This window comes from Thermoleophilum album (assembly GCF_028867705.1).
Taxonomy (GTDB): Bacteria; Actinomycetota; Thermoleophilia; order Solirubrobacterales; family Thermoleophilaceae; genus Thermoleophilum.
Window position 1 is genome coordinate 1,971,036 of sequence record NZ_CP066171.1, and the last position, 25,337, is coordinate 1,996,372.

Below are 25,337 nucleotides of genomic sequence, written 5' to 3' on the forward strand. Positions count from 1 at the left end.
CCCGGCCACGGCGGCGAGCGGCGGGGCCGCATTCGCTCCCGCAATCTCGAACAGCAGCGCTGCCGATATCGCTAGTTCGCGCGGAGGGGTCAGCGCGCCCCCGGCAAGCGCCGTGAAGGCGCCGGCCAATCGCCGGGGAAGCGCTGCGGGCGGCGGCGCGTACGCAGGCGTGGAAACACGGAGCGGGCCGCGCCGCACTCGCCGCGCGACCGCGCCCCGCGGCACCACTCGGCGCAAGGACAAACGACGGCCACGGCGCGCACGACCCCGCCCGGTTGCGGTCGCAGCGTTCTCGGTCGCGGGCGGGCGCTTCTATCACGGAGGCCGGCCGCTGCGCGTCATCGTCCGCTTGCGCGGCCGCGGCGGCCCTTGGACGGTGACGCTCGTCGCACGCCGCGATGCGCGGGCTGCAGCCGCAAACGGCTCCTCGAGCTCGTACCGGGTCGACCTCGGCATCGGGCGCTCGGGGAGCGACCTCACGGCGAGCGTCACGCCACAAGCGCTGCTGCCTACCGCCCCCGGCACCGTGGCGCTCACGCTCGCCGTGCGCGATCGGCGCGGGCAGCGGGTACCGCTGCGCGGTGTGCCCACGGTCGCGGTGCGCGTGCTGGCGAACGCCTTCCCGGTGCACGGGACGTGGCGCTTCGCGGGAGCGGACGGCGCTTTCGGCGCCGACCGGGGTCACTACCGCCACCAAGGGCAGGACATCGTCGCCAGCGAGGGAACCCCTGTGGTGGCACCAGCGGCGGGTGTCGTGGTGCATGTCGCCTATCAACACGGCGGCGCCGGACATTACGTGGTGCTCCGCGACGAGCGCGCTGGACGGGACTACGTCTTCATGCACTTGGCCGCCGGTTCGCTGCGGGTGCGCGAGGGCGACCGTGTCGCCACCGGCCAACAGCTAGCTGCGGTGGGAGCGACCGGACGGGCGAGCGGGCCACATCTTCACTTCGAGGTTTGGCGCGGCCGCTGGCAGGACGGCGGCGAACCGATCGATCCGCTGCCGCTCCTGCGCCGCTGGGCATCCGCGGAAGGGATCAGCGAGAGCGCGAGCTAGAACCGCGACGGTGTCGGCCCGCGCTTTCGCCGTTCTCGGAGCACGACGCTGTCGCAACGATCGGTCACGCGCTAACCCGCTTGGCGCACGTAGCTGCGCTCGCTAGCGTGACCCTAGGCGGGCGGGATTTCGCTTCCGCTCGCTTCCCAAGGAGATCAGCGATTCGAAAGGACGTGGAGGCGAGAGGATGGGCGAGACGCGAACTGCAGCTCGACGCGGAATCCTAAGCGAGGAGCTGCGCGCCGAGCGCGAGCAGTTGATCGAGATGTTGAGCAAGGCGTACTGGATGGAAGTCGAAACGGTGATGAGCTACCTGCAGGCGTCGATCAACCCCGACGGTGTGCGAGCACAGGAAATCCGCGAAGCGCTCGAGGAGGACATCCAGGAGGAGCTCGCCCATGCCCGACGTTTCGGTGAACGGATCAAGGAGCTCTACGGTGTCGTGCCGGGGTCGCTCGAGTTCAAGGCCGAGCAGTCGTACTTGCAGCCGCCCGAACACCAGACCGACGTCGTGCACGTGATCCGGGGCGTGATCGAGGCCGAAACGGCCGCAATCGAGCACTACAACGCGATCATCGAGTTCTGCGAGGGCAAGGACTACGTCACCCAGGACATGGTGATCGAGATCCTCCACGAGGAGGAGGCCCACCGCCGGCTCTTCGAGGGTTTCCTGCGCGAGTACGAAGCCGAAGGGCTCGCCTGACACCCCACGCCGCAGTCGCGGCTCGCAGCCGTGCCGCGCTACCATCGACGGCCGCGGCGAGGTAGCTCAGGTGGTAGAGCACACGACTGAAAATCGTGGTGTCGCCGGTTCGAGTCCGGCCCTCGCCACTCGTTTGCTTCGAGCGACGCTGCTGTTGGCGGCCGCGGGCGCTTAAACGCCCAACACAGCGGTCAGAGCGAGCATCACCGAGGCGCCGAGCGCAAAACCGGCGACAGCGAGGGGATCGAGCCCGCGGACGAAAGCGCGCGGAGTCATTTCGACCACGACCAACGCCGCCATCGCCCCACCCGCGAACGCCAGCGACAACGGCAACAGCGCTTGCACCTGTTCGACCGCTAGGTAGGCGATCGCGGCGCCCGGTGGCTGCGGGAGGCTGGAAGCCGTAGCCGCCCAGAACTGGCGTCCGCGTCCGGCGCCCGCCGCCGCCAAGGGAAGGGCGACTGTCGTGCCCTCGGGAACGTTCTGAAGCGCGATCGCAGCGAACACGAGTACGCCGAGCTCGACACTGCCCGAGGCGTACGCAGTGCCGAGCGCGAACCCCTCGGGAAGGCTGTGGATCAGCAACGTCAAGAACACAAGTAGCGAGGCACGGCGCGCCGCCGCCACCTCTTCCACAGCGTGCGGCCGGCTACGCGCAGCAAGCCGGAGCCGCCGCCTTGCCACAAACAGAAACGCCACCCCGGCAGCCGCGCCGCCGATCCACTCCGGGGGCGAGCCCTCGTCCGCCGCTGGCACGATCAAGCCCGCGACCGCTGCCACCGCCATCGCCCCGGCCGACACGGCCCACAGCGCGGGGGCAAACCGCTCGGCCCGCTTCCCGAGGTAGAAGACCGGCAGCGCTCCGAGCCCGGTCGCCAGTGTCGTCGCACAAGCAGCTAGCAGCAGAGTCGACACCGCGCGCGCTCCCGACCGCAGCTCCCGCCTACCGGCTAACCCCGTTCGACATCGCGCCGCCGGAAGCCCGCCAGCGCGACGAGCGCCAAGCCGCTAGCGCATGCCAACAGAACAGTGCTCTCGGTTGTCGCGAACGGCTGGGCAGGCACGAGCGCAAGATGGGCGAACGGCGAGAGGTCGGCTACCCACTTCGGAACGTCGGCTAGAGCGGCCAGCAACTGCACGGTGAACGCGGCAAGAACGAACCCGTAACTGGCACCGCTAGCGATGCGCGGTGCTACGGCGACCAGCAGCGCCGCCAGGGCGAGGAACAAAAAGGCCACCGGGAGGGTGTTGACCGCGCCAGCGAGCGCCTCGCCGAGCCCGACACCCCCTGCGCGGACCTCCACGCCGACCCAGATGCACGCCCCGAACAAGACCGCCAAACCGGCGCTGGCGAGAGCCGCTAGCGCGAGGCGCTCCGCGAACCAGCGCGTGCGAGCGATCGGTAGCGCCAGCACGGTCGCTAGCCGCCCCTCCGTTTCCTCGCGACGGATCGCGCCGATCTGCTGGCACGCGAAGATCGCCAAGGCGAGCGCCAAAGTCAGGAAGTAGTAGCTCACGGCCCCCTCTGGACTGTCGAGCGACGTACCGGCAATCTCGGCCAAGCGGCGACGCAACCCCTCGGACAGGGCCTGCGCGTCGAACGACGCCGCGACCATCCCCAACACCACACCGAAAAGGGCGGTTCCCGCGGCCCACACTGCCAGGCTCCCCGAATGTTCGCGAACGGCGTAGCGCGCCGAAGAGCGCAGCAGAAACGTGCGCGCTCGCGCTTCCTCCGATCCTCTGATCGCTCCTTGGCCGACATCGCGCGCACGCCACAGGAGCCAAGCGAGCGCAAGCCCGCCGCAGCTGGCTGCTAGCGACAGCACCAGCGGCCCAGGGCGCGCACCGGCGAACGCCCGCGCTTCCTCGGCCCAGCCGAGCGGCGTGAGCCAGCGCAACCAGCCGGTAGCGCTCACCGTGTCGGCCACAGCGCGCAAGAGCGTGCTACCAGCGACCACCGCGGCCGTCAGCTCGGCGGCGATCCGCCTGTTAGCGGCGGTTTGACTGGCGATCGCTCCTGTGGCAGCGAGCGGCAAGGCCGGCGAAACCGTCGCTAGCGCCAGGAACGCCGAACCGCCCAGCGGCAGACCGGCCGCCACCAGACCGAGCACGGAGGCCGCCCACAGCAACGCGCAACCGGCGCCCAACGCAACGAGGAAGGCGGCGAACACTTCGCGCCGCGCGACAGGGTGGGCAAGAACGAGCTCGACGGTGCCGCGGTCCTCGGCGCCCCGCAGCGCCCGCACTGAAGCTACCGCCCCCCAGCTCGCAGCGACGATGGCCGCGAAGCCGCCAAAACGCCAAGCTGTGTAGCCGCCGCTCGTCAAGAGGTCGTAGGGCTTGCCGACGAACAGGCGCACGACCTCGTTCGAGCCGAACGTGCGGGCGAAAGCCAAGCGGTCGGAAACGGTTGGAAACACGCTGTCGTACGACGCGGCGACGACGTAGGCGACGGCGGCGAAGAAGGCAGCGAAAGCGCTGTCGCGCACACGCGTCTCGCGCAGCGTCGCCCGAGCGAGCGAGACCGCCACGCGCCAGCTACCCATGACGTGTGTCGTAGTGGTGCAGGAAGATCTCTTCGAGCGTCGGCTCGCGCGCCGTCAACGTCGCGACAGGGTGCTTCGCCAGCTCCTGTAGCACCGGCCCGACGCCACCGCTCACTTCGATTCGCAGCGACCGTGGACCCGACCGCACTGTTCTTGTGCCTGGTAGTGCCGGGAGCGTCGGGGATTCTGTTCCGAAGGTGACCTCGAGCACGCGCGCCCGCAGATGGCGCAGCTCGTTCAAGGCACCTTCGTCGACCAAGCGACCGTCGCGAAGGATGCCTACGCGATCGCAGACCGCTTCCACCTCGCTGAGCACGTGCGATGAAAGGAAGACGGTCTGGCCGCGCTCGCGCGCCTCGTGCACACACTGGCGGAATTCAAGCTGCATCAACGGATCGAGACCCGTAGTCGGCTCGTCGAGCAGAAGCAGCTCAGCGCGCGTGGCCAGCGCCGCGACCAGCTGCACCTTTTGCCGGTTGCCCCGCGAGAGGGCTCTGACACGGCGGTCGGGCTCGAGGCGAAAGCGCTCGAGCAGCTCGTCGCGGTAGGTCGTGTCGACCCCGCCGCGCAACCGCGACAAGAGCTCGAGCGTTTCGATGACCGTCAGGTTCGGCCAGAGCGCGGGCTCGCTTGCCACATACGCGACACGTCGGTGCGCACACGCTGCGTCGCGCCAAGCGTCGATACCGAAGACGCGGGCGCCACCGCTCGTGGGTCGCTGCAAACCCAGGAGCAACCTGATCGTCGTCGTCTTGCCAGCACCGTTGGGGCCGAGGTAGCCGTACACCTCGCCCGGTCGCACGGCGAGGTCGAGCCCGGCCAGCGCCGTCACCTGCCCGTAGCGCTTGCCCAACCCCGCAGCTTCGATCGCGAGCACCGACCTAGCGTAAACGTGGCGTCGCCTGCGGGCCCTGGGCGCCGCCGTTTTGGCAATCTCCTTAGTGCTCTTCGCCCGACGAGGACATGCAGCGGACGTCGAACACCGGGCCGGCAGCAGTTCACGCACCCGATGCGACACTCGAGGTCGCCGTAGCTGCTGGGGGGTTGCGCTCACCGCGAGTGGTGATGATCGGTGCCGGGCAGCTCGCCCGCATGACGCACCAAGCGGCCATCTCTCTGGCGCTCGACTTCACGGTTGTCGCGGCGAGCGCGGATGACGCTGCCGTTCGGGCCGGAGCACCTTGGCGGCGCGCCGACCCGAACGCCTACGCGGAACTCGAAGCCGCGGTGGCAGGTGCCGATGTCGTCACCTTCGACCACGAGCGGATACCGCCCGAACATCTGCAGCAGCTGGCCGCAGGCGGTTACAACCTCCAGCCCAAGCCTGCCGCCAAACTCTTTGCCCAGGACAAAGCGCACCAACGCAGCGAGCTGGCGCGCCTGGGCTTTCCTGTGCCGGAGTTCGCCGTCGTCGCCGACGCGACCAGTGCCAGCGCGTTCGCCCGCCGCCACGGCTGGCCGCTGGTCGCGAAACCGCCGCGTGGCGGCTACGACGGGCGCGGGGTGTTCGTCGTCGCCGACGAGACGGAACTAGAGCGCTTGCTAGGCGAGCACGGCACACTGCTGCTCGAACCGCGGCTCGACCTTGTCGCCGAGCTCGCGGTGCTCACCGCCCGTTCGACAAGCGGGGAGGCGGTCGTCTACCCGGTGGTCGAGACGGTGCAGGTCGACGGCATGTGTCGCGAGATCATCGTTCCGGCGCGCGTGTCCGACGCCCAGCGCGCTGAAGCCCAACAGCTTGCGCTCGCGATCAGCGAGGCCATCGGTGCGACGGGCGTCGTAGCGCTCGAACTGTTCTGCACACGCGCGGGCTTGCTCGTCAACGAGCTCGCGCTACGACCCCACAACTCCGGTCACTACAGCATCGAGGGGTGCGTCACGAGCCAGTTCGAGCAGCACTTGCGGGCGGTGGTCGGCTGGCCGCTGGGGTCGACGGAGCTAGTCGCACCCGCTGTGGCGACCGTGAACGTCGTAGGCCCACCCGACGGCAGCGATCCCCGGGCAGCGCTGCCCCACGCGCTCGCCACCGTCCGTGACGTTCACGTGCACCTCTACGGCAAAGATCCGCGGCCAGGACGCAAACTCGGCCACGTCACGGTGCTCGCTGCCAATCCCGACGAAGCGCTGGCACGCGCCCGCCGAGCCGCGGCTGTTCTCGAAGGACGAGCGCAGTGAGCGATCGCACGCAAGCGAGCGGGTACGGAGGGGGTCGCGAGCCGTTGGTCGGGATCGCGATGGGCTCGCAGTCCGACCTCGAGACGATGCGCGGGGCCGCGGAAGTGCTCGACGAGTTCGCCATCCCCTACGAGCTGCGGATCGTCTCGGCCCACCGCACGCCACAGGAGATGCTCGAGTACGGAGCGACCGCGGTCGACCGGGGACTGCGCGTTCTGATCGCCGGCGCGGGCGGTGCCGCCCACCTGCCGGGGATGCTCGCCTCGGTGACGCCGCTCCCCGTGATCGGCGTGCCAGTTCCCCTGCGCCACCTCTCGGGGCTCGACTCGCTGCTCTCGATCGTGCAGATGCCGGCCGGCGTGCCGGTCGCCACCGTGGCGATCGGCCAGGCGCGCAACGCTGGTCTGCTCGCAGCGAGAATCCTCGCTGTCAGCGATGCGCGCATCCGCCGTACCGTGGAAGACTTCCGCGCTCGACAGGCGGAGCGCGTGCGCGCTAGCGACCGCGCGCTGCGCTCCGACAGCACCGCCTAGCAGCCCACTCCAACCGCCAAATCGCCACGGGAAGGGAGACGATGCTCGAAGGTAAGCGTCTGATCATCACCGGGATCGTCAACGATCAGAGCATTGCGTTCGCTTGCGCCAAGCGGGCCCAGGAGCTCGGCGCCGAGATCGTCGCCACCGCCCGCCCCCAGGACCGTGAGCTGTGCGAAGAGGCGGTGAAGAGCCTGCCGAACGAGCCCGAAGTGCTCGATCTCGACGTCACCAACAGCGAGCACTTCGACCGCGTCGCCGATCGCCTGCGCGCGAAGTGGGGCAACGTCGACGGCGCGCTGCACGCGGTGGCGTTCGCGCCGCGCGAAACGCTCGCCGGCGACTTCCTCGACGTGCGTCCCGAACGCGTCAACCTCGCCTTCCACACGAGCAGCTTCAGCTACATGTCGCTCGGGCGCCTTCTGCGCGACCTCTGCCCGCCGAGCGGCGGTTCGCTGGTGGGACTCGATTTCGACGCGGCCGTGACTTGGCCGATCTACAACTGGATGGGCGTCTGCAAAGCGGCGCTCGAATCGATCAACCGCTACCTCGCCTTCCACCTCGGCGAGCGCCTGATTCGCTCCAACCTGATCGCCGCCGGCCCGCTCGAAACACGAGCCGGCAAGGGCATCCCGAACTTCGAGATCCTCACCGAGGCATGGGCCGAGCGGGCGCCGCTGCCGTGGGATCCGACCGATCCCTACCCGGTGGCCGACGCCGCGTGCTTCCTCTTCTCGGATTTCTCGCGCGCGATCACCGGCGAGATCCTGCACGTCGACTCCGGTTTCAACTTCGTCGCCGCGGGACGCAAACGCGACGGTCAAGCGGGCGCCCACACCGGCACCAGCTGACCGGCGATCGGCGTCGAATCGTCCGAGACCAAAAAGCGCACGACCCGCGCGATATCGCGCGGGTCGACCCAGTTCGAGCGATCTGCGTCGGGGTTCGCGCGTCGGTTCGCAGGCGTATCGATGACGCCCGGAACGATGGCGTTGGCACGCACGCCACGGCGCCGGTAATCGGCGTCGAGCGCGCGCACGAGGGCATGCAGCGCGGCCTTTGAGATCACGTAGGCCGAGGCGCCGGCGAACGGTTCGAGCGCGGCGCGCGCGCCGGTGAAAACGAGCGCACCCCCGCCGCGCGCGAGCAAGTGGGGTAGCGCCGCTCGCGCCAACTCGTAGGCACTAAAGAAGTTGAGCTCGAACAGAGCGCGGAAGTCGGCGGCGTCGGTCTCGTGGAGTAGCGGGCCGGCCGTGAAACCGCCAACCACATCCACCACCGCATCGAAAGGAGCGAGCCGAGCAAGCGCCCCCTCGAGCTGCGTGCTGCCGTTCCCGAGCTCGGCGACAGCCCAGCGCGCGCAGCCGAGCTCGCGCGCCAGCGCGCTTACCGCCTCCTCGCGACGACCGAGCGGCAACACTTCGAAGCCGTGCGCGACGAGCTCGCTCGTTACCGCACGCCCGAGCGCGCCGGTAGCCCCGGCGACTACCACCGCACGGTGCGCCCTCGCTTCTTCGCTCATCACCGTCGCTCGCCCGCCTCGTGTGCGTGCTCCGTCCCCGCGCAGTGCGCAGACGAGTAACCAATCTTTAGCGCAGTCGTCGGCGTCGCCGAACGAGAGCGTCCGAACGCTCCTCTACGGTCTCCAACGAATGCGCCAACCCTCTCTCAACGAAGTCACCGAGAGCCCTGTCGCTCGGTCCGCGGCGACCGCGGCAGCTGACGGCTACGGCCCGCGGTCGGCGACGGAGAAAGGCGGTAAGCGATTCGTTCGCGAGCTTGTCGACGGCGAGCGCGTCGATTCGGTCTTTCTCGTACGTGAACGCGCTCGCCGTCCCACCCGCCAGGGCGGCGAGTACCTGCGCGTGAGCCTCGCCGACGCTACCGGCTGCGTCGAGGCTGTCGCATGGGACGACATCGAGACGATCGAAACGGTGTGCGAACCTGGCGCGGCCGTCCGCGTCAGCGGCGAGTACAGCGTCCACCAGCGGTACGGACCGAAACTGCGCCTCCGGGCGGTACGCCCCGCTGTCGATGACGAGTACGACCCGCGCGACCTCTTCGACGGCCCGCCGATCTCATACGAGCGCATGAGCGATCAGCTGGATCAGCTGATCGCGACTATCCAGCGACCCCACCTGCGGACGCTAGTCGAGCGCCTACTCGCGCCTGATAGCGAGATCGGCGCTCGCTGGCGTTCGGCACCGGCTGCCAAGCACTACCACCAGGCGTATCGGCACGGTCTGCTCGAGCACTCGCTGACGGTCGCTCAGGGTGTGTCGGCGATGGCCGCCACCTTTCCCGGCATCGACCGCGACCTTGCCGTCGTCGGTGCGCTGCTGCACGACATCGGCAAGGTCTTCACCTACGAGGACCGTGGGGGAGCGATCGAAATGACCGATCGCGGCCGCCTGCACGGCGAGATCGCGCTCGGTTACTACACGGTCAGGCGCGCGATCGAGGAGATCCCCGACTTTCCCGCGCGCGACGCCGAGGCGCTACTGCACATCATCCTCTCCCACCACGGCAAGCTCGAGCTCGGCAGCCCAGTGGTTCCGTGTACGCGCGAGGCGGTGCTTGTCCACATGATCGACAACCTCGGCGGCACACTGGGCAGCTTCGACCGGATCGAGAAGCAGCTGCCCGAAGGCGAGTACTGGTCGGCGTTCGACCGCGGTATCGCTGCAGCGGCCTTCTTCCCGGCGCGCGCTTCTGCAGCCGACGAGGAACGCACAACCGCCAGCCGCGCGAGCCGCGCGTCCTCGGCGGGCGACACCGGCGGCGACCCCGATCGGCTCGCGGCGTAAGGGCGGCGGCGGCGCCTTCCGCGGCCACCGAGCCCCGCAAATAGCGTCCAAAGCGGCCGGCGGCGACTTTCCGCTTGCGCCGCTCGGGACCTATCCTGGCTTGCGTGGCGAAGGACACCGACAAGCTGATCCGTCAGCTCTCGCTGATCTCGTACCTGATGGCCGAGCGGCGCCCGGTCACCGCCGTCGAGATCAAGCAGAACGTCGAGGGCTACTCGGAGATGAACGACGAGGCCTTCGCCCGCCGCTTCTACGCCGACCGCGCGGAGCTCGAATCGCTCGGCATCCGGCTCAAGGTCGACAAGGCCCCGGACGGCTACTTCGAGGCCGAGACCTACCAGCTGCCGCCCGAGAACTTCTACCTCCCACCGATCGAGTTCAGCGACGAGGAGCTTGCGGCGCTGCGCACCGCGCTCGCCCTGCTCGACGGCGAGTTCGCGTACGCCGAACCGCTGCGGCTCGCCCTCCAACACCTGTCGTGGGGCAAGCCCTCGCCGCTCGACGCGCCCGAGGAAACATCGGTCGCGCTGGCGATTAAGGCCGATCCGGGGGGCAAGGAACTGTCGCAGCGGCTGCAAAAACTCGAGACAGCGATCTTCCGCCGCAAAACCGTCACCTTCGACTACTACACAATCGGCCGCGACACCGTCGAGCGGCGCAAAGTCGACCCCTACCACCTGCTCTACAAGGGCGGCCAGTTCTACCTGATCGGTTACTCGCACGAGCGCGATGCGGTCCGCGTCTTCCGCATCTCCCGCATTCGCGGGAAGATCGGTTACGCGACCAAGGCGGAACGCGACTTCCAACGCCCTGCCGACTTCGACCCGCGCGAGTACGCGCGCCGCGTGCAGTGGCAGCTCGGCGAGCGCAAAGGCACGGCACGCATCTGGCTCTCGGACCGCATCGACTGGTACGTGCTGCGGCACTTCGGTCACGCCGGCCGTGCGCAAAGCGCCGACAATGTCGACGACGCGCCGGGCCCCGGGACGATCTTCGAGACCGACTACGCCGACGAACGGGCGTTGATCGCCTGGTTGCTCGGACTCGGCGAGCGCGCACGCCTTCTCGCACCGGCCGAGCTCGTAGCCGAGTACGACCGCCGTGTCGCCCTGATCGTCGAGCGCCACCAGAACGGCACGTTCGAAACAGCGCCCGCCCTGTCCGAACGGCCGCGCAGCCACTCGACCAGCGCAGCCGCCGCGGGCGATCAGCAGCGAGAGCGCAGCGAACCTGCGATCCGCCCCGAACGTTTCGCCCGACTGGTGACGCTGGCGGGCATCTTGATCACAGCCGCGCGCGAGGACGCCAAACTGTCGGTCAGCGAGCTCTGCCGGACGCTCGGCACGAGCGAGGAGGAGCTGCGCCAGGACATCGACATCCTCAACGTCGTCAACTTCGGTGGCGGTGCCTACGTTCTCTACGCCGAAATTCACGGCGACACGATCGAGGTCGATCCCGAGGCGTACGGCGACAACTTCGCGCGGCCGGCACGCCTGCTGCCGCTGGAAGCGAAAGCGCTGATCGCCGCCATCGACCTGCTCGGCGAGCACCTGCCCGAGGGCTCCCTCGCGTCCGCGCGCGAAAAGATCGTCGCCGCTCTGGGTCGCGACCCGGCGCTTGAAGATCTGCACGTCACTCACGCCGCCGGCGACGACTCCGAGGTCGCGCGCGTCGTCTGCCGAGCGATCACCGAGCGACGCCTGCTCGACGTCGAGTACTACAAGGAGCACGCCGACGAGTTCGCGCACCGCCGCATCGAGCCGTACAAGCTCGTCAACGGTCGCGAGGGCTGGTACGTGCACGCGTGGGATCCCGAACGGGACGCCCCTCGCAGCTTCCGCCTCGATCGCATCAAGTCGGCCCATCTCAGCGACGAGCGCTTCACGCCGCGCACCGGCGTCGACCTCGATCTCGAAGGTTGGCCGCGCACCGGCGAGGTGCCCGACGCCGAAGTTGCCCGCGTGTGGATCTCGCCCGAGCGGGCGCGCTTCGCGCGCGAGGACAAGCGCGTGGTGGCGGAGCTCGAAGACGGCGCCGTTGTCGTGGCCTTGCCCTACGCCGGGCACCACTATCTCGTGCGCGAGATCCTCAAGGAGGCGGGCGACGCAGTCGTGCTCGAACCGAGCGCCGCGCGACGTGCGGTTCTCGAGGCGGCGACGAAGCTGCGCACGCTGGTCCGCGTTTAGGCGGCGGTAGGGGTCGCTTGGCGAGCTGCGAGCGGGTCGCTTGGCAAGCCGAGTGGCTGCGCTTGGCGTTACCTTTGCGGCGTGCCGTCGCGGCGCGATCAAATCCGCATGAGCGACGAGGAGGTGCGGTCGTTCCTCGCCGAGCAGCGCACCCTCCAGTGCGCGACGATCGGGCCGCGCGGCTGGCCCCACCTGGTGCCGCTGTGGTACGTACCGGAAGGGCTCGAGCTGCTCGCGTGGACCTACCGCAAGTCGCAGAAGGCGCGCAACCTCGAACGCGACCCGCGCGCCACGGTCGGGATCGAGGCCGGCGAGCAGTACCACGAGCTGCGCGGCGTGATGATGGAGTGCCGTGTCGAACTCGAGTACGACCGCGATGCGCTCGAGCAGTTCGGTTTGCGACTGTTCAGCCGCTACTTCGGAACGCTGACCGACGACGTGCGCCAGATGGTTGCGGCGCAGGCGGCGAAGCGAGTAGGTTTGCGTTTCAGCCCCGTGCGGATCGCGAGCTGGGACCACCGCAAGCTCGCGGCCGGCACCTATTGATCTAGCTCACCCGTCTCCTAACTGTCGTAGCGAAGCCCCCGAGCGAACGTGTCGGAACTCAAAGGACTGATCCTGTCAGGCGGCAAAGGAACCCGCCTGCGGCCGATCACCCATACGCGCGCCAAACAGCTCGTTCCGGTCGCTAACAAGCCGGTGCTCTTCTACGGGCTCGAGGCGATGGCGGCGGCCGGTATCCGCGAGGTCGGAATCATCATCGCGCCCGAGACCGGGGGCGAGATCCGCGCCGCCGCCGGCGACGGGTCGCGCTTCGGGCTCGCGATCACCTACATCGAGCAGGACGCGCCGCGCGGTCTCGCGCACGCCGTCCTCTGCGCCGAGGAGTTTCTCGGCGACAGCTCGTTCGTTATGTACCTCGGCGACAACTTGCTGCGTGATGGAATCACCGAGCTCGTCGCGACCTTCGAACGCGAGCGACCGGACGCACTAATCCTCCTCACCCCCGTCCCCGATCCCCAGCACTATGGCGTCGCCGAGGTGAGCGACGGTCGCGTGGTGCGGCTGGTCGAAAAGCCCAAAGACCCCCCCACGAACCTTGCGCTGGTGGGCGTCTATATGTTCACGCCCGCGATCTTCGAGGCGGCGCGCGAGATCGAGCCGTCGTGGCGCGGCGAGCTCGAGATCACCGACGCTCTGCAACGCTTGCTCGACCGCGGCTTGCGCGTCGACCCGCACGTCGTCCACGGCTGGTGGAAGGACACCGGCCAGGTGCAGGACATGCTCGAGGCGAACCGCTTGATCCTCGACGATCTAGAACCGGCCTGCGAAGGCGAGGTCGTCGATTCCCGCGTCGAGGGTCGCGTGCGGATCGAGAAGGGCGCTCTCGTCGAGCGCTCGACGGTGCGAGGCCCCGCGATCATCGGCGAGGGGGCACGCATCGTCGACGCCTACATCGGTCCGTACACGGCGATCGGCGATGGCGTAACGATCGAGCGGGCCGAGCTCGAGCACTCGATCGTCATGACAGGCTCCGAGATCCGCGAGCTCGATCAGCGTGTCGAAGCGAGCTTGATCGGCCACAACGTGAAGATCGGTCGCGGTCCGCGTGTGCCGCGCGCGTTCCGCTTCGTCGTCGGCGACAACGCCGAGATTGCCATCCTCTAGAGATGCGTCCTAATCCAGCCAGCTGCCGCCGCGGCGGCGAGACCACCTGTTACGGCGGGAGGGTGCAGTGAGCCGCGTCCTGGTCACCGGAGCCGGCGGCATGCTCGGCCGCGTCGTGCTTGAGGAGATACCAGGCGCGGTCGGCGCAACCCGCCAAGAACTCGACATCTGCGACGAGCGGCAAGCGCGCGCTGTTTTGGCCCGTGAGCGCCCCCACTGGGTCGTGCACTGCGCCGCCTACACCAATGTCGACGGCGCAGAAGCCGAACCGGAAGAAGCGTTGCGCGTGAACGGAGAGGGAGCCGGCATCGTGGCACGGGCAGCTGCCGAGGTCGGCGCCGGGATCGTCTACATCTCCTCCGACTACGTCTTCGACGGCAGCAAGGGATCGCCGTACGTCGAGGACGATGCCACCGGACCGATCTCGGCGTACGGCCGGTCGAAACTAGCCGGCGAGCAAGCCGTCACGGAGGCCAACGACAACCACCTGATCGTCCGCACTTCCTGGCTGTTCGGTCCCTACGGCCGCAACTTCGTCGACACCATCCTGACGCTCGCCCGCGAGCGCGAGAAGCTGCAGGTCGTGCACGACCAGATCGGCTGCCCGACCTACACCCGTCACCTGGCACGAGCGATCGCGCAGCTGCTCGAGGCGCCCGCCCGCGGCGTCCACCACGTCGCCGGGGGCGGTGCGTGCTCCTGGTTCGAGTTCGCCAGCGAAGCGGTGCGCCTGGCCGGCGTGGCTTGCAATGTCGAGCCCTGCACCACCGAGCAGTTCCCGCGCCCGGCACCGCGCCCCGCGAACTCGGTGCTGCGGGCGACTCGCGAGCAGACGCCACGGCTCGACCACTGGCGCGTGGGCTTGCGCGCTTACCTGGCTGAGCGTGGGTGGCTCGTCACTTCACCCGACCCCGACACAGTGCCCCCGGAGGTAGCGACCGGATGAGACTGCTCGTAACCGGAGCTTGCGGATTTATCGGCTCGCAGTACGTGCGCACGGTGCGCGAACTGCGTCCCGACGACGAGATTGTCGTGCTCGACAAGCTCACCTACGCCGGGCGCCGCGAAAACCTCGAGGGCGTCGATTGCGAGCTGGTCGTCGGTTCGATCGACGATCCCCAGATCGTGCGCGAGGTCATGGAAGGCTGCGACGCGGTCGTCAACTTCGCCGCCGAGTCGCACGTCGACCGCTCGATCAAGGCGCAGTACGACTTCTGCCGCACGCATGTGATCGGCACCGCGGTGCTCCTCGACGCCGTGCGCGAGCTGGGCGTGGAGCGCTACCTGCAGGTCTCAACCGATGAGGTTTACGGCTCGATCCTCGAAGGGTCGTTCACCGAGCAGTCGCCGCTCGATCCAAGCTCCCCCTACTCGGCCACCAAGGCCGCCGGCGATCTTCTCGTGTCGGCACACGTGACCACCTACGGGATCGACGCCGTCATCTGCCGCGGGTCGAACAACTACGGTCCGCGCCAACACCCCGAGAAGCTGATCCCCCTGACGATCCTGAACGCTCTCCACGGCGACCCGATCCCGGTCTACGGCGACGGCCGCCAGGTGCGCAACTGGCTCTATGTGGAGGACTTTTGTCGCGCCATCGATCTGGCGTTGCACAAGGGACGGCCAGGCGAGGCGTACAACGTCGGCGGTCCCGACGAGTGCGAGAACCTGGCGGTCGTGCGGCGTATTCTCGAGCTGACGGGGCGCGACGAGTCGCTGATCGAGCACATCCGCGACCGTCCCGGCCACGACCGCCGCTACTCGCTATCGTCCGAGAAGATCCGCACCGAGCTCGGCTGGGAGCCACGCGTTCGCTTCGACGAAGGCATCGCGCGCACGGTCGACTGGTACCGCGAGAACCGCTGGTGGTGGGAGCCGATCCGCAGCGGCGAGTACCGCGAGTACTACGAACGCCACTACGGACGGCCGCTCGGAAGCGCCGCCGGCGCCTAGCACCGCGTCGTACACGGGTTCGCGAACACAACTTTCTGTCACCGGGTCCGCCGGCAGCAGTTTCTGTAACCGGTGCCGCCAGCACCATTTCGTCACCGCGCGCCCTTGCATCTCTGTTACGGCCGGCGTAGGCTTGTAACGCAGTGCCGGTCGACGAGGGATACTTCCCGCGCGAGCGGTCGGTTCTTCGCCGCGTTCACGAGGAGCGCCTTGTTGGTCTCCACTACGGGCAGCGGGCGCTGTGTATCGGCGCGCTCGACCCGCGCAACTTCATCGGCACCGCGCTACACACGCGCGGGCGTGACGCGCCGTTTCAACGGCTAGCGCACACCGCTACCGCGTTCGAAACAATCTTCTTCGGCACGCGCGCCGAGGCCGACCGCGTGCTCGAGCGGGTGCACGCGATGCACGAGCGGGTGCGCGGGACGCTGCCGCGCGACGCCGGCCCCTACCCTGCCGGCACCCCGTATTCGGCTTTTGACCCCGAGCTGATGCTCTGGACCGTAGCCGTAACGTGCGATTCGGCGGTGTGCTTTTTCGAACTGCTGGTGCGGCCCCTCGACGACGACGAACGCGACGCGCTGTGGCGCGACTACGTTCGCTTCGGTGAGCTTTTCGGCATGCCGCGCGACGTCGCGCCGCGATCGTGGCGCGAGTTCCGCGCCTGGTTCGACGGGCGCATCGCAAGCGACGTCGTTTACCTCACTCCGGAGGCGCGCCACGCTGGCCTGATCAGCGCCTTCGAGCTGCCGTTGCCGCGCGGCCTTGCCGTCGCCAAACGGCTGCACGACGCGCTCATCCTCGGCAGCCTGCCGGTGCGCGTGCGCGAGCTCTACGGCCTGAGCTACGGCCGCCGCGAGCACGCGGCGTTTACCACGGCTGTCGCGCTGCTGCGGGCTACGCGACGCGTAGCTCCCCGCCCGTTCGTCCGCGGGCGCTGCAACGACGCCTACGCGCTGGTCGCCCGCACCGAGCGTCAGCGGATCGCCCGCGGCGAAGCTACCGCCCAGCTGATGCCAGTGGCGTGACCGCGCCGGCGGTGACCTGTACCCGACCTACGGGGCATAGGCCGGCTGGGGGGCGCAGGCCGGCAGCCGCCGCCTAAGCGCCGAGGATCTCTACCAGGCGACGGTCGAGCGCCGTCGAGAGGGTGTCGTGCACCGTGCCCTCGGGGAAGCGTTCGACCAGTTCCTGCAGGAACCCTTCGATCACCAGTCGGCGCGCGGCCTGCTCGGGGACACCGTGAGCGCGCAGGTAGAAGAGCTGCTCGCGGTCGATCTGCGCCACCGCCGCCGCGTGCGTGCAACGGACGTCGTTGGCCTCGATCTCGAGCCCGGGGATGGCGTCGGCGTGAGCGTTGCGCGAAAGCAGCAGGTTGCGCGACTCTTGGAAGGCGTCCGTCCGCTGCGCCCCCGGATCGACGCGGATCATGCCCCGCCAGACAGCGGTCGCGCGGTCGGCGAGCAAGCCTCGGAACGCGAGGTCCGACGTGGTGTGCGGGCTGGCGTGTTCCTGCGTCGTGTCGAAGTCGAGGTGCTGGCGGCCGCGGCCGGCGTAGGCGCCGGTGACGCGCGCCCACGAGTTCTCGCCGGCGAGCTTGGTCTCGGTGCGGAACTTGCCGTTGGCACCACCGAACCCGAGCACGACCCAGTCGAGGCGGCCATCGCGGGCGACGTGGGCACGCTGGCTAGCGAAGCCCCAGGAGCCTTCCGAAAGGCGCTGTCCGCAGATGTAGGTGAGGTTGGCGCCTTCGCCGACGACGATCTCGACGACGCTGTTGAGCAGCGCGTCGACCGTGTCGCCAGGGCCGAGGTACTCCTCAAACAACGTCGCCTCGGCACCCTCCTCGAGCACGACGAGCATGCGCCAGGGCAGCTGCAGGCCATCCTGCGATAGACCCGCTCGTACCACCAGCGGCTGCTCTACACGCACACCCCGAGGCACGTAGACGAGCGCGCCAGCCTGCCAGGCGACCTCATTGCGAGCGACGAACGGATCGTCGAGCGAGACGACCGACCCAAGGTGCCGCTCGACGACTTCGCCGGAACGCTCGAGCGCTGCGGCGAGTGGCAGAACGAGCGCACCGTCCCGCTCGCCCCCAGCCGCTCGCACGGTGCCGTCCGCGAACGCGAGTTCGAGCGCCGGATCGAGATCGGTGAAGAGCGGCTCGGGCAGCTCTGCCGCACTGTCACCGGAGGCTGCGATCGCGTAGCGCTCGAAGTCGAGGCCGGAGATGTCGGTGAACTCCCAGCCCTGGGTTTTTGTGTCGGGTAGCGGTAGCCGCGCGGCTTCGGCAGCGGCGCGCTCGCGCCGATCCGAGAGCCACGTCGGCTCGGTTCCCCGAGCCGTCTGTGCGCTAGCCAATCGAACCCTCCATCTGGAGCTCGATGAGGCGGTTCATTTCGACCGCGTACTCCATCGGCAGCTCCTTGACGATCGGCTCGATGAAGCCGTTGACGATGACCTTCGAGGCTTCCTCTTCGGGAATGCCGTGGGCCATCAGGTAGAAGAGCTGCTCTTCGCCGACCTTAGAGACCGTCGCCTCGTGGCCGACGTCGACCTCGTCTTCCTTGATGCGGATCGTCGGGTAGGTGTCGGAGCGCGAGTGCTCGTCGAGCAGGAGTGCGTCGCAGACGACCTTCGAGCGCGATCCGCGTGCGCCCTTGGCGATCTCGAGCAGACCGCGGTAGCTAGCCCGCCCGCCGTCCTTGGAGATCGACTTCGAGAAGATGTTCGACGTCGTCTCGGGCGCGGCGTGGATGATCTTGCCGCCGGCGTCCTGGTGCTGGCCGCGGCCGGCGAAAGCGATCGAAAGGATCTCGCCGTGGGCGCGGCGGCCGAGCAGGTAGACGCTCGGGTACTTCATCGTCAGTTTCGACCCGAGGTTGCAGTCGACCCACTCGACGGTCGCTTCCTCGTAGGCGACCGCGCGCTTGGTGACGAGGTTGAAGACGTTCGTCGACCAGTTCTGGACCGTGGTGTAGCGGATGCGCGCGCCCGGCTTGGCGATCAGCTCGACGACCGCGGCGTGCAGCGAGTCGGTCGAGTAGATCGGCGCCGTGCAGCCCTCGACGTAGTGCACGTAGGAGCCCTCATCGGCGATGATCAGCGTGCGCTCGAACTGGCCAACGGCCTGCGCGTTGATGCGGAAGTAGGCCTGAAGCGGCATCTCGACCTTGACGCCGGGCGGCACGTAGACGAACGAGCCGCCCGACCACACCGCCGAGTTGAGCGCCGCGAGCTTGTTGTCGTTGGGCGGGATGACCGTCGCGAAGTACTCCCGCACCAGGTCCTCGTGCTCGCGCAGGCCGGAGTCCATGTCGAGGAAGATCACGCCCTGGCGTTCGAGGTCCTCGCGGACCTGGTGGTAGACGACCTCGGACTCGTACTGTGCACCGACACCTGCCAGGAACTTGCGCTCGGCCTCGGGGATGCCCAGCCGGTCGAATGTGCGCTTGATCTCTTCGGGAACTTCGTCCCACGAGCGCGCCGGCTTCTCGGCGGCACGCACGAAGTAGTGGATGTCGTCGTAGTTGACCTCTTGGAGCAGCGGTGAGCCCCACGTCGGCTGTGGGCGCTCGAGGAAGTGCTCGAGCGCCTTGAGCCGGAACTCGCGCATCCACTGGGGCTCCTGCTTGTAATCGGAGATCTGCTCGACGATCTCGCGCGACAGCCCCTTCGGCGACTTGATCAGATAGCGCTCGGGGTCGTGGAAGCCGAAGCGCTCGGCGTAGTCGGCGTTTATCCGCCGAAGCTCTTCCTGCTCTTTCAGCTGCTCGGTGGTCGGCATGGCGTTAGGAGACCTCCAGCTTGATGACGCCGTCCTCGATCACGACCGGAAACGTCTCGACCGGCTCGTAGGCCGGCAGCGTCAGTGGGCGGCCGCTCGCGAGCTCGAAAAGCGCGCCGTGACGCGGGCACTCGACGGTGCAGCGCTCTGGGTCGAAGCGCCCCTCGGCGAGTGGTCCGTCGTCGTGGGAGCAGCGGTCCTCGATCGCAAAGATGCGCTCGCCGCAGTTGAACACGCCGATCTCAAGATCGCCGTGGCTGACGATCCTCCGCTCTCCGGGCGGAAGTTCCGAAAGTGGGCAGACTTCGACCAGTTCAGGCATGGACGATTCGCTTCGGGCGCGGGTTGGTGCGGTGCGTTGCTAACTCCGACCGTGAAGATCGGAATTGGGCTCGAAGTGTAGCGCGGATCTGTCGCGGGCCGGCGCCCGGAAGGCACGTACCTGTCGTGAGCCGCGGCCGAACGCCCCCCTCACAGGGCGTTGCGAGCAGCGGGCGGTACCGGTGCCGACTCCGGCGTGCCCTCCTCCCACTCCGCCGCTTTGCCGAGCGCGGCGCTCTTCACCACCTTGAGCGAGAGCAGCGCGCACTTCATACGTGTCGCCGAGATGTCGATGCCGAGCAGATCGAGCACGTCGTCGCGACGCAGCTCGAGGAGCTCGTCGACCGTCTTACCGACGAGCTCCTCGGAGAGCATCGACGCCGCTGCCTGGCTGATCGCGCAGCCGTGACCTTGGAAGCGCACGTCGCTGACGCGGCCAGCGTCGTCGAGGCGCATCTGCACCTTGAGCTCGTCGCCGCAGAGCGGGTTCGAGTCCTCGAACTCGAGATCGCAGGGCTCGAGCGTCCCCCAGTTGCGGGGGTGCTTGTAGTGCTCGATGATCTGCTCGCGGTAGAGGTCGTCCATCGCGACGGGCTCAGGCGGCCGCCTCGACCTCCTCGCGGATCCAGCCGTACCCCTTCTGCTCGAGCTCGGCGACGAGCTCGGGGCCGCCCTCTTTGACGATCTTGCCCTGGTAGAGGACGTGCACGAACTGCGGCTTCACAAGGTGGAGGATGCGCTGGTAGTGCGTGATGATCAGCACGCCCATCTCGGGGCCGGCGACCGAGTTGACACCGTCGGCCACGATCCGCAGAGCGTCGATGTCAAGGCCCGAGTCGGTCTCGTCGAGGATCGCGATCTCGGGGCGCAGGAGCGCTAGCTGCAGCACCTCCATGCGCTTCTTCTCGCCGCCCGAGAAGCCGTCGTTGAGGTAGCGGTTCACGAAGTCGCGCGGCACCTGCATGAGCTCCATCGCCGCTTGCACGGTTTGGCGGAACTCTTTGAGCGAGATGGGCTCCTCGCCGCGCGCCTCGCGGTGGGCGTTGAGGACGGTGCGTAAATACTTCGAGACCGTCACGCCCGGAACGGCGACCGGGTACTGGAAAGCCATGAACAAGCCCATGCGGGCGCGCTCGTCGGGGTCGGCCTCGGTGATGTCCTCGCCCTTGAAGATGATCTGCCCCTCGGTGACCTCGAGGTCGGGACGGCCCATGATCACGTTGGCGAGGGTCGACTTACCCGAGCCGTTGGGGCCCATCAAGGCGTGGATCTCTCCCTTGTTTACGGCGAGGTCGACACCGCGCAGGATCTCCTTGTCCTCGGCGCGTACGTGCAGGTTTCTGATCTCTAGATCTGCCATCGGCTTCTCCGCTTGTGCTCGGGGTGGTGGCGGGGGCGCGGTCACGCGACGACCGGCGCCTCCGTCGACGACTGTTTGGCTGCCTCGCCGGCGTGCGCACCGTCGGTACGCGGACCGTGCTCGGCGAAGGCCACCAGCTCGGCGAGGGTGGTTTGCTGAAGTGCGCGCGTGATGCCGCCCTGCACGCGCGTCCACAGCAGCTTGGTAGCGCAGGTACGGCCCCGGTCGGCTTCGTGCGAGCAGGCGACGCGGTCGGGACGCACCGAGACGAAGCACTCCATCGGCGCGATCGCGCCCTCAAGCGCGGCGACCACCTCGTCCATGGTGATCGCCTCTGCCGGCCGCGCGAGCGTGTAGCCGCCGTACGCGCCGCGTACGCTGCGCACTAGACCGGCGCGCTTGAGCCGCGCGACCACGTGCTCAAGATAGGACAGCGGTAACCGCTCGGCGTCGGCGATCGCTTTGAGCGACACGGGATGGCCGGGTTTTGCCCGCCCCAGCTCGACCATCAAGCGAACGCCGTATTCAGCCCTCGCCGAGAAGATCACGCCGAAATCCTACCAGCGGAGTAGCAAATAACGGCCGGGTGTGGGCTGAAATAACTGCCGGGGGTGGGCTGCACCTGCCCGCGCGCGGCGCACGTCGCGGCCACAGCTGGCTGCAGCACGAGCCGGCCGTGCCCGAGGGTGTGCGGGACTCTTACCGAACGTGAGTAAGCTCGCCGATCGTGGCCGCGCCCGCATCTCACCCCGACCTCGACGCCCGTGACGGGCGCACCGGCGCCCCGCCGGCGCTCGAGCTACGCGGCCTCACGAAACGGTACGACGACGGTACCGTCGCTCTGCGCGACTTCGACCTCGAGATTCCCGACGGCGCCTTCTTCGGCCTGCTTGGACCGAATGGAGCGGGCAAGACGACGCTGATCAGCGCCGTCTGCAACCTGATCCGTATCACCGCTGGCGAGGTACGCGTTTTCGGCGAGCCGGCCGACTCGCTGCGTGCGCGCTCCTGGGTGGGGCTCGCCGAACAGGACATCAACCTCGACCGCTTCCTTACGGTGCGCGAAACGCTCGTCTACCACGGCGGCTACTTCGGCATGTCGAAGGCCGAGGCGGAGGAGCGCGCGGAAGAGATGATCCGCGCCTTCGACCTCGAAACGAAGGCCGACGTGCGAGCACCGCGGCTGTCGGGCGGCCAGAAACGGCGCTTGCAGCTGGCGCGTGCGCTGATGCACCGACCGCGGCTCGTGATCCTCGACGAGCCGACGGCGGGGGTCGACTTCGAGCTGCGGATCGAGCTCTGGCGCTACATCCGCAAGTTGCACGCAGACGGGACGACGATCCTGCTCACCACGCACTATCTCGAGGAGGCCGAGGAGCTCTGCGACGAGATCGCGTTGATCCGCGACGGCAAGCTGCTCGCCCGCGACAGCGCCGACGGCTTGCGCGCCCGCTACGAAGCAGAGTCCCTCGCCGAGGTGTACGTGAAAGCGATGGGCGTCGGCGCGGCGGCGTGAGAGCGCAAGCCACACAGACCGCGCCGGCGCAGGCCACCGCCGATCGCATCGCGCGACGGTCGGAGCCCGACGGCATGCGCGGCATGCTCTGGCTGGCGCGCCGCGAGATCCTTCGCTTCAGCAAGGTCTACACGCAGACGATCCTTGCGCCGGTCGTCTCGTCGGCGCTGTTCATCCTCGTCTTCGGGCTCTCGCTATCGGGCCGGATCCGTGGCATCGACGGAATCCCCTACGACCAGTTCATCGTGCCTGGCCTGGTCGCAATGTCGATGGTGCAGGCGGCGTACTCGAACAACTCCGCGACCATCTTCCAGGCACGCTTCGACCGCTACATCCACGACGTGCTGTCGGCGCCAATGCGCCCGTGGCAGATGACGATCGGATTCCTCGTCGGCGGGATCTGCAGGGCGCTTTTGATCGGCGCTCTGCTGGTCGCGGTGGCGGCACCGCTCACCGGAGTGGGTGTGGCCCATCCTCTGGTTCTGGCCTGCGCCTGTGCACTCGGTCTACTCGCGTTTTCGGCGCTCGGTCTTATCGCCGGGATCTACGCCCAAAGCTGGGACCACACGGCGTTCATCCAGAACATCGTCATCGCGCCGCTCGCTTTCGTCGGCGGCACCTTCTACTCGGTGTCGGTGCTGCCTTCGCCGTGGCAAGAGGTCTCGCACGTCAATCCCCTGTTCTTTCTAATCAACGCTTTCCGCTACGGCTTCCTCGGCCACTCCGACGTGTCGGTGGCGCTGTCGCTCGCGATCTGCGCCGCGCTGGCGCTGCCGTTGTACGCCTGGGCGCAGTGGTTGTTCGCGAGCGGGCGGAAGCTGAAGGCCTAGGCGCAGGTGCGGAGGGGTTCGAGCGGCCGACCGCCCCGCTGGAGTAAGCGCACCCACCACCGCTCGCGCTCCGCGGGCTTGGGCGCTGTCACAACTACGGGCTCGGTTAGGGGTCTGCCCGCGCTGCAGTCCGCGACCGCAACCGCGAACGATGCCAATACCCGAGTACCAAGCTGTGATGCTCCCTCTTCTCGAACTCGCCGCTTCGCGCCACGAGCTCACGATCCGCGAGGCGATCGACGAGCTCGCCAAGCACTTCGCACTGACCGACGAGGAGCGGGAGGAGCTTCTGCGGAGCGGAGGACAGCGGCGTTTCGACAACCGTGTGTCATGGGCGCGCACCTACATGAAGGAAGCCGGGCTCCTCGAGATGACGGGCCGCGGCCGGTTCCGCATTACCGAGCAAGGTCGAGCGGTGCTTGCCACGTCGCCCGAGCGGATCGACGTGGCGTTCGTCAAACAGTTTCCGGGTTTCGTCGACTTCCTAACGCAGATAGAGCAGAGACAAAGGCACCGCGCAGCGTCGTTAAAAGGACGTAGCCGAGAGCGCGAGTGCCGATGCGGTCGCACCCGAGGAAGCGATCGCCGAGGCGTTCGAACGCCACCTCGCGGCGCTCGAGGGCGAGAGCCTCGAGTACCTGGCCCGCTCCTCGCCAGCATTTTTCGAGCAAGTCGTACTCGATGTAGTCGTGGCAATGGGTTACGGCCGCTCTGGGAGGACGCTGCGCAGGTCGTGGGACGGTCCGGCGACGGCGGGATCGACGGCGCCATCAAACAGGATCCCCTCGGACTCGACGTCGTCTACGCCCAAGCCAAACGCTGGACCAGACAGTCGGTCGGTCGACCCGTGGTGCAACAGTTCGCCGGCGCCTTGCTCGGGTGCGGAGCGAGCAAAGGCGTGTTCATCACAACCGGCGAGTTCACACCCGATGCCCGCGAATACGCACGCAGCAATCCGAACCGCATCATCCTCATCGACGGGCGCGAGCTGGCTCGCCTAATGGTGCGGCACGGCCCAGGCTCCTGGTGGCATCCGCCCCGCCAACTCCACTTGAACACAGAAACCGTCCCTGCGAGAAACCGTCCCTGCGCCGCGACAGGAAGGCAAACGAGTGACCAATACTGCGTCACACCCGCCGTCTCTAGGCACGCGCCTCGCCGTCGCGCTCGGCGACGAGCGCTGGCCAGCCGAGCTGCGAGCGCTAGAGAAAGCGATCGTCGACTGTCGCCGCTGCCCGCGGCTCGTTGCCTGGCGCGAGCGTGTCGCCGAGGAGAAACGCGCCGCCTTCCGTAACTGGCAGTACTGGGGCCGACCGGTGCCCGGCTTCGGCGACCCCGAGGCGCGCCTTCTGCTCGTTGGCCTCGCACCGGCGGCGCACGGCGGCAACCGCACCGGCCGCATCTTCACCGGCGACCGCTCGGGCGACTTCCTGTTCGCCGCACTGCACCGCGCTGGGCTCGCCAACCAGCCGCAATCACTCGCACCCGGCGACGGCCTCGAGCTCTCCGGCTGCTTCATAACAGCGGCGGTGCGTTGCGCCCCACCCGCGAACAAACCGACACCCCCAGAGCGCGATGCTTGCCTCGACTGGCTCTGCCGCGAACTCACCCAGCTGCAGTCGCTGCGCACGGTCGTCGCTTTGGGCAGCTTCGCCTGGGATGCGGTGTTGCGCGCCGACGCCCGCCTCACCGGCAGCGCGACCAAACCCAAACCGCGCTTCGCGCACGCAGCCGAAGCGACGCTCGCCTCGGGTCTTCGCCTGCTCGGGTGCTACCACCCCAGCCAACAAAACGTCTTCACCGGCCGGCTGACCGAGGAGATGATCGACGGGGTGCTCGCTCGCGCGGTCGAAACCGCCGGGCTCCGCTAGCCGTCCCGGCCGCCCTCC

At 68.3% G+C, this 25,337-nt stretch carries 26 protein-coding genes and 1 tRNA gene; 17 read left to right on the forward strand and 10 right to left on the reverse strand.

Features of this window, described 5'->3' with window-relative positions; translation table 11 throughout:
• The first annotated feature begins 376 nt into the window (after window positions 1–376).
• From JDY09_RS09200 to JDY09_RS09210, 3 genes are all read left to right on the forward strand, one after another.
• Window positions 377–1,057, forward strand: coding sequence for a M23 family metallopeptidase (locus JDY09_RS09200; RefSeq protein ID WP_274716635.1), 681 nt, complete (start codon window positions 377–379; stop codon window positions 1,055–1,057).
• A gap of 187 nt (window positions 1,058–1,244) precedes the next feature.
• A complete protein-coding gene (locus JDY09_RS09205) occupies window positions 1,245–1,760 on the forward strand; it encodes a ferritin-like domain-containing protein (protein ID WP_274716636.1) in 516 nt (171 codons plus the stop codon).
• A 55-nt stretch (window positions 1,761–1,815) separates the two neighbouring features.
• Window positions 1,816–1,888 (forward strand) — tRNA-Phe (locus tag JDY09_RS09210).
• A 43-nt stretch (window positions 1,889–1,931) separates the two neighbouring features.
• Here JDY09_RS09210 and JDY09_RS09215 read toward each other — a convergent pair.
• From JDY09_RS09215 to JDY09_RS09225, 3 genes are read right to left on the reverse strand one after another with little or no spacing between them, the layout of a single operon-like run.
• Window positions 1,932–2,675, reverse strand: coding sequence for a ZIP family metal transporter (locus JDY09_RS09215; RefSeq protein ID WP_274716637.1), 744 nt, complete (start codon window positions 2,673–2,675; stop codon window positions 1,932–1,934).
• A 35-nt stretch (window positions 2,676–2,710) separates the two neighbouring features.
• Window positions 2,711–4,309, reverse strand: a complete 1,599-nt coding sequence (locus tag JDY09_RS09220) for a hypothetical protein (RefSeq protein WP_274716638.1) — start codon at window positions 4,307–4,309, stop codon at window positions 2,711–2,713.
• Window positions 4,302–5,186 (reverse strand): ABC transporter ATP-binding protein, encoded by an 885-nt coding sequence (locus JDY09_RS09225; protein WP_274716639.1) that lies wholly within the window; start codon window positions 5,184–5,186, stop codon window positions 4,302–4,304. Before JDY09_RS09225 ends, JDY09_RS09220 begins: the two co-directional genes overlap by 8 nt.
• 86 nt (window positions 5,187–5,272) lie before the next feature.
• Between JDY09_RS09225 and JDY09_RS09230 the strand changes: the two genes are divergently transcribed.
• Genes JDY09_RS09230 through fabI form a run of 3 tightly spaced genes read left to right on the forward strand, consistent with a single transcriptional unit; the run spans window position 5,273 to window position 7,868 of the window.
• On the forward strand, window positions 5,273–6,484 hold the full coding sequence (locus tag JDY09_RS09230) for a 5-(carboxyamino)imidazole ribonucleotide synthase (RefSeq protein ID WP_274716640.1): 1,212 nt from the start codon (window positions 5,273–5,275) through the stop codon (window positions 6,482–6,484).
• Between the two features lie 59 nt (window positions 6,485–6,543).
• On the forward strand, window positions 6,544–7,017 hold the full coding sequence (gene purE, locus JDY09_RS09235) for a 5-(carboxyamino)imidazole ribonucleotide mutase (RefSeq protein WP_274718007.1): 474 nt from the start codon (window positions 6,544–6,546) through the stop codon (window positions 7,015–7,017).
• Window positions 7,018–7,058: 41 nt separating this feature from the next.
• Window positions 7,059–7,868 (forward strand): enoyl-ACP reductase FabI, encoded by an 810-nt coding sequence (gene fabI, locus JDY09_RS09240; RefSeq protein ID WP_274716641.1) that lies wholly within the window; start codon window positions 7,059–7,061, stop codon window positions 7,866–7,868.
• Here the strand turns inward: fabI and JDY09_RS09245 are convergent.
• A complete protein-coding gene (locus JDY09_RS09245; RefSeq protein ID WP_274718008.1) occupies window positions 7,838–8,539 on the reverse strand; it encodes an SDR family NAD(P)-dependent oxidoreductase in 702 nt (233 codons plus the stop codon). The two genes, fabI and JDY09_RS09245, sit on opposite strands and share 31 nt — an antisense overlap.
• A 130-nt stretch (window positions 8,540–8,669) precedes the next feature.
• Between JDY09_RS09245 and JDY09_RS09250 the strand changes: the two genes are divergently transcribed.
• The 7 genes from JDY09_RS09250 (at window position 8,670) to JDY09_RS09280 (ending at window position 16,659) form a co-directional block, all read left to right on the forward strand.
• Window positions 8,670–9,824: a 3'-5' exoribonuclease YhaM family protein gene (locus JDY09_RS09250; RefSeq protein WP_274716642.1), complete on the forward strand. Its 1,155-nt coding sequence runs from the start codon at window positions 8,670–8,672 to the stop codon at window positions 9,822–9,824.
• A 104-nt stretch (window positions 9,825–9,928) separates the two neighbouring features.
• Window positions 9,929–12,010: a helix-turn-helix transcriptional regulator gene (locus JDY09_RS09255; protein WP_274716643.1), complete on the forward strand. Its 2,082-nt coding sequence runs from the start codon at window positions 9,929–9,931 to the stop codon at window positions 12,008–12,010.
• Window positions 12,011–12,118: 108 nt separating this feature from the next.
• Complete coding sequence (locus JDY09_RS09260; RefSeq protein ID WP_274716644.1) at window positions 12,119–12,556, forward strand: pyridoxamine 5'-phosphate oxidase family protein; 438 nt, start codon at window positions 12,119–12,121, stop codon at window positions 12,554–12,556.
• A gap of 48 nt (window positions 12,557–12,604) precedes the next feature.
• Complete coding sequence (locus JDY09_RS09265; RefSeq protein WP_274716645.1) at window positions 12,605–13,678, forward strand: glucose-1-phosphate thymidylyltransferase; 1,074 nt, start codon at window positions 12,605–12,607, stop codon at window positions 13,676–13,678.
• Between the two features lie 67 nt (window positions 13,679–13,745).
• Window positions 13,746–14,624: a dTDP-4-dehydrorhamnose reductase gene (rfbD, locus tag JDY09_RS09270; RefSeq protein WP_274716646.1), complete on the forward strand. Its 879-nt coding sequence runs from the start codon at window positions 13,746–13,748 to the stop codon at window positions 14,622–14,624.
• Window positions 14,621–15,631, forward strand: a complete 1,011-nt coding sequence (rfbB, locus tag JDY09_RS09275) for a dTDP-glucose 4,6-dehydratase (RefSeq protein WP_274716647.1) — start codon at window positions 14,621–14,623, stop codon at window positions 15,629–15,631. Before rfbD ends, rfbB begins: the two co-directional genes overlap by 4 nt.
• Before the next feature lie 143 nt (window positions 15,632–15,774).
• Window positions 15,775–16,659, forward strand: coding sequence for an oxygenase MpaB family protein (locus JDY09_RS09280; RefSeq protein WP_274716648.1), 885 nt, complete (start codon window positions 15,775–15,777; stop codon window positions 16,657–16,659).
• Window positions 16,660–16,732: 73 nt separating this feature from the next.
• Here JDY09_RS09280 and sufD read toward each other — a convergent pair whose 3' ends face one another.
• The 6 genes from sufD to JDY09_RS09310 all read right to left on the reverse strand — a co-directional run bounded on the left by sufD (window position 16,733) and on the right by JDY09_RS09310 (window position 21,650).
• Window positions 16,733–17,995, reverse strand: a complete 1,263-nt coding sequence (gene sufD / locus JDY09_RS09285; RefSeq protein WP_274716649.1) for a Fe-S cluster assembly protein SufD — start codon at window positions 17,993–17,995, stop codon at window positions 16,733–16,735.
• Window positions 17,988–19,421 (reverse strand): Fe-S cluster assembly protein SufB, encoded by a 1,434-nt coding sequence (sufB, locus tag JDY09_RS09290; protein ID WP_274716650.1) that lies wholly within the window; start codon window positions 19,419–19,421, stop codon window positions 17,988–17,990. Before sufB ends, sufD begins: the two co-directional genes overlap by 8 nt.
• A gap of 4 nt (window positions 19,422–19,425) precedes the next feature.
• Window positions 19,426–19,743 carry a Rieske (2Fe-2S) protein gene (locus JDY09_RS09295; RefSeq protein ID WP_274716651.1) on the reverse strand — a complete coding sequence of 106 codons (318 nt, stop codon included), beginning with the start codon at window positions 19,741–19,743 and terminating at the stop codon, window positions 19,426–19,428.
• Window positions 19,744–19,892: 149 nt separating this feature from the next.
• Complete coding sequence (sufU, locus tag JDY09_RS09300; protein ID WP_274716652.1) at window positions 19,893–20,327, reverse strand: Fe-S cluster assembly sulfur transfer protein SufU; 435 nt, start codon at window positions 20,325–20,327, stop codon at window positions 19,893–19,895.
• A 10-nt stretch (window positions 20,328–20,337) separates the two neighbouring features.
• Window positions 20,338–21,102, reverse strand: a complete 765-nt coding sequence (sufC, locus tag JDY09_RS09305) for a Fe-S cluster assembly ATPase SufC (protein WP_274716653.1) — start codon at window positions 21,100–21,102, stop codon at window positions 20,338–20,340.
• A gap of 41 nt (window positions 21,103–21,143) precedes the next feature.
• Complete coding sequence (locus JDY09_RS09310; RefSeq protein WP_274716654.1) at window positions 21,144–21,650, reverse strand: RrF2 family transcriptional regulator; 507 nt, start codon at window positions 21,648–21,650, stop codon at window positions 21,144–21,146.
• Between the two features lie 179 nt (window positions 21,651–21,829).
• Between JDY09_RS09310 and JDY09_RS09315 the strand changes: the two genes are divergently transcribed.
• The 4 genes from JDY09_RS09315 (at window position 21,830) to JDY09_RS09325 (ending at window position 25,319) form a co-directional block, all read left to right on the forward strand.
• Entirely contained in the window at window positions 21,830–22,618 is a 789-nt protein-coding gene (locus JDY09_RS09315) for an ABC transporter ATP-binding protein (RefSeq protein ID WP_274716655.1), read from the forward strand.
• Window positions 22,615–23,448 (forward strand): ABC transporter permease, encoded by an 834-nt coding sequence (locus JDY09_RS09320; protein ID WP_274716656.1) that lies wholly within the window; start codon window positions 22,615–22,617, stop codon window positions 23,446–23,448. The genes JDY09_RS09315 and JDY09_RS09320 overlap by 4 nt, the downstream gene beginning before the upstream one ends.
• Before the next feature lie 178 nt (window positions 23,449–23,626).
• Complete coding sequence (locus JDY09_RS10020; RefSeq protein WP_428837484.1) at window positions 23,627–24,742, forward strand: restriction endonuclease; 1,116 nt, start codon at window positions 23,627–23,629, stop codon at window positions 24,740–24,742.
• Window positions 24,642–25,319, forward strand: a complete 678-nt coding sequence (locus JDY09_RS09325; protein ID WP_428837485.1) for a uracil-DNA glycosylase — start codon at window positions 24,642–24,644, stop codon at window positions 25,317–25,319. Before JDY09_RS10020 ends, JDY09_RS09325 begins: the two co-directional genes overlap by 101 nt.
• The last annotated feature ends 18 nt before the right edge of the window (window positions 25,320–25,337 follow it).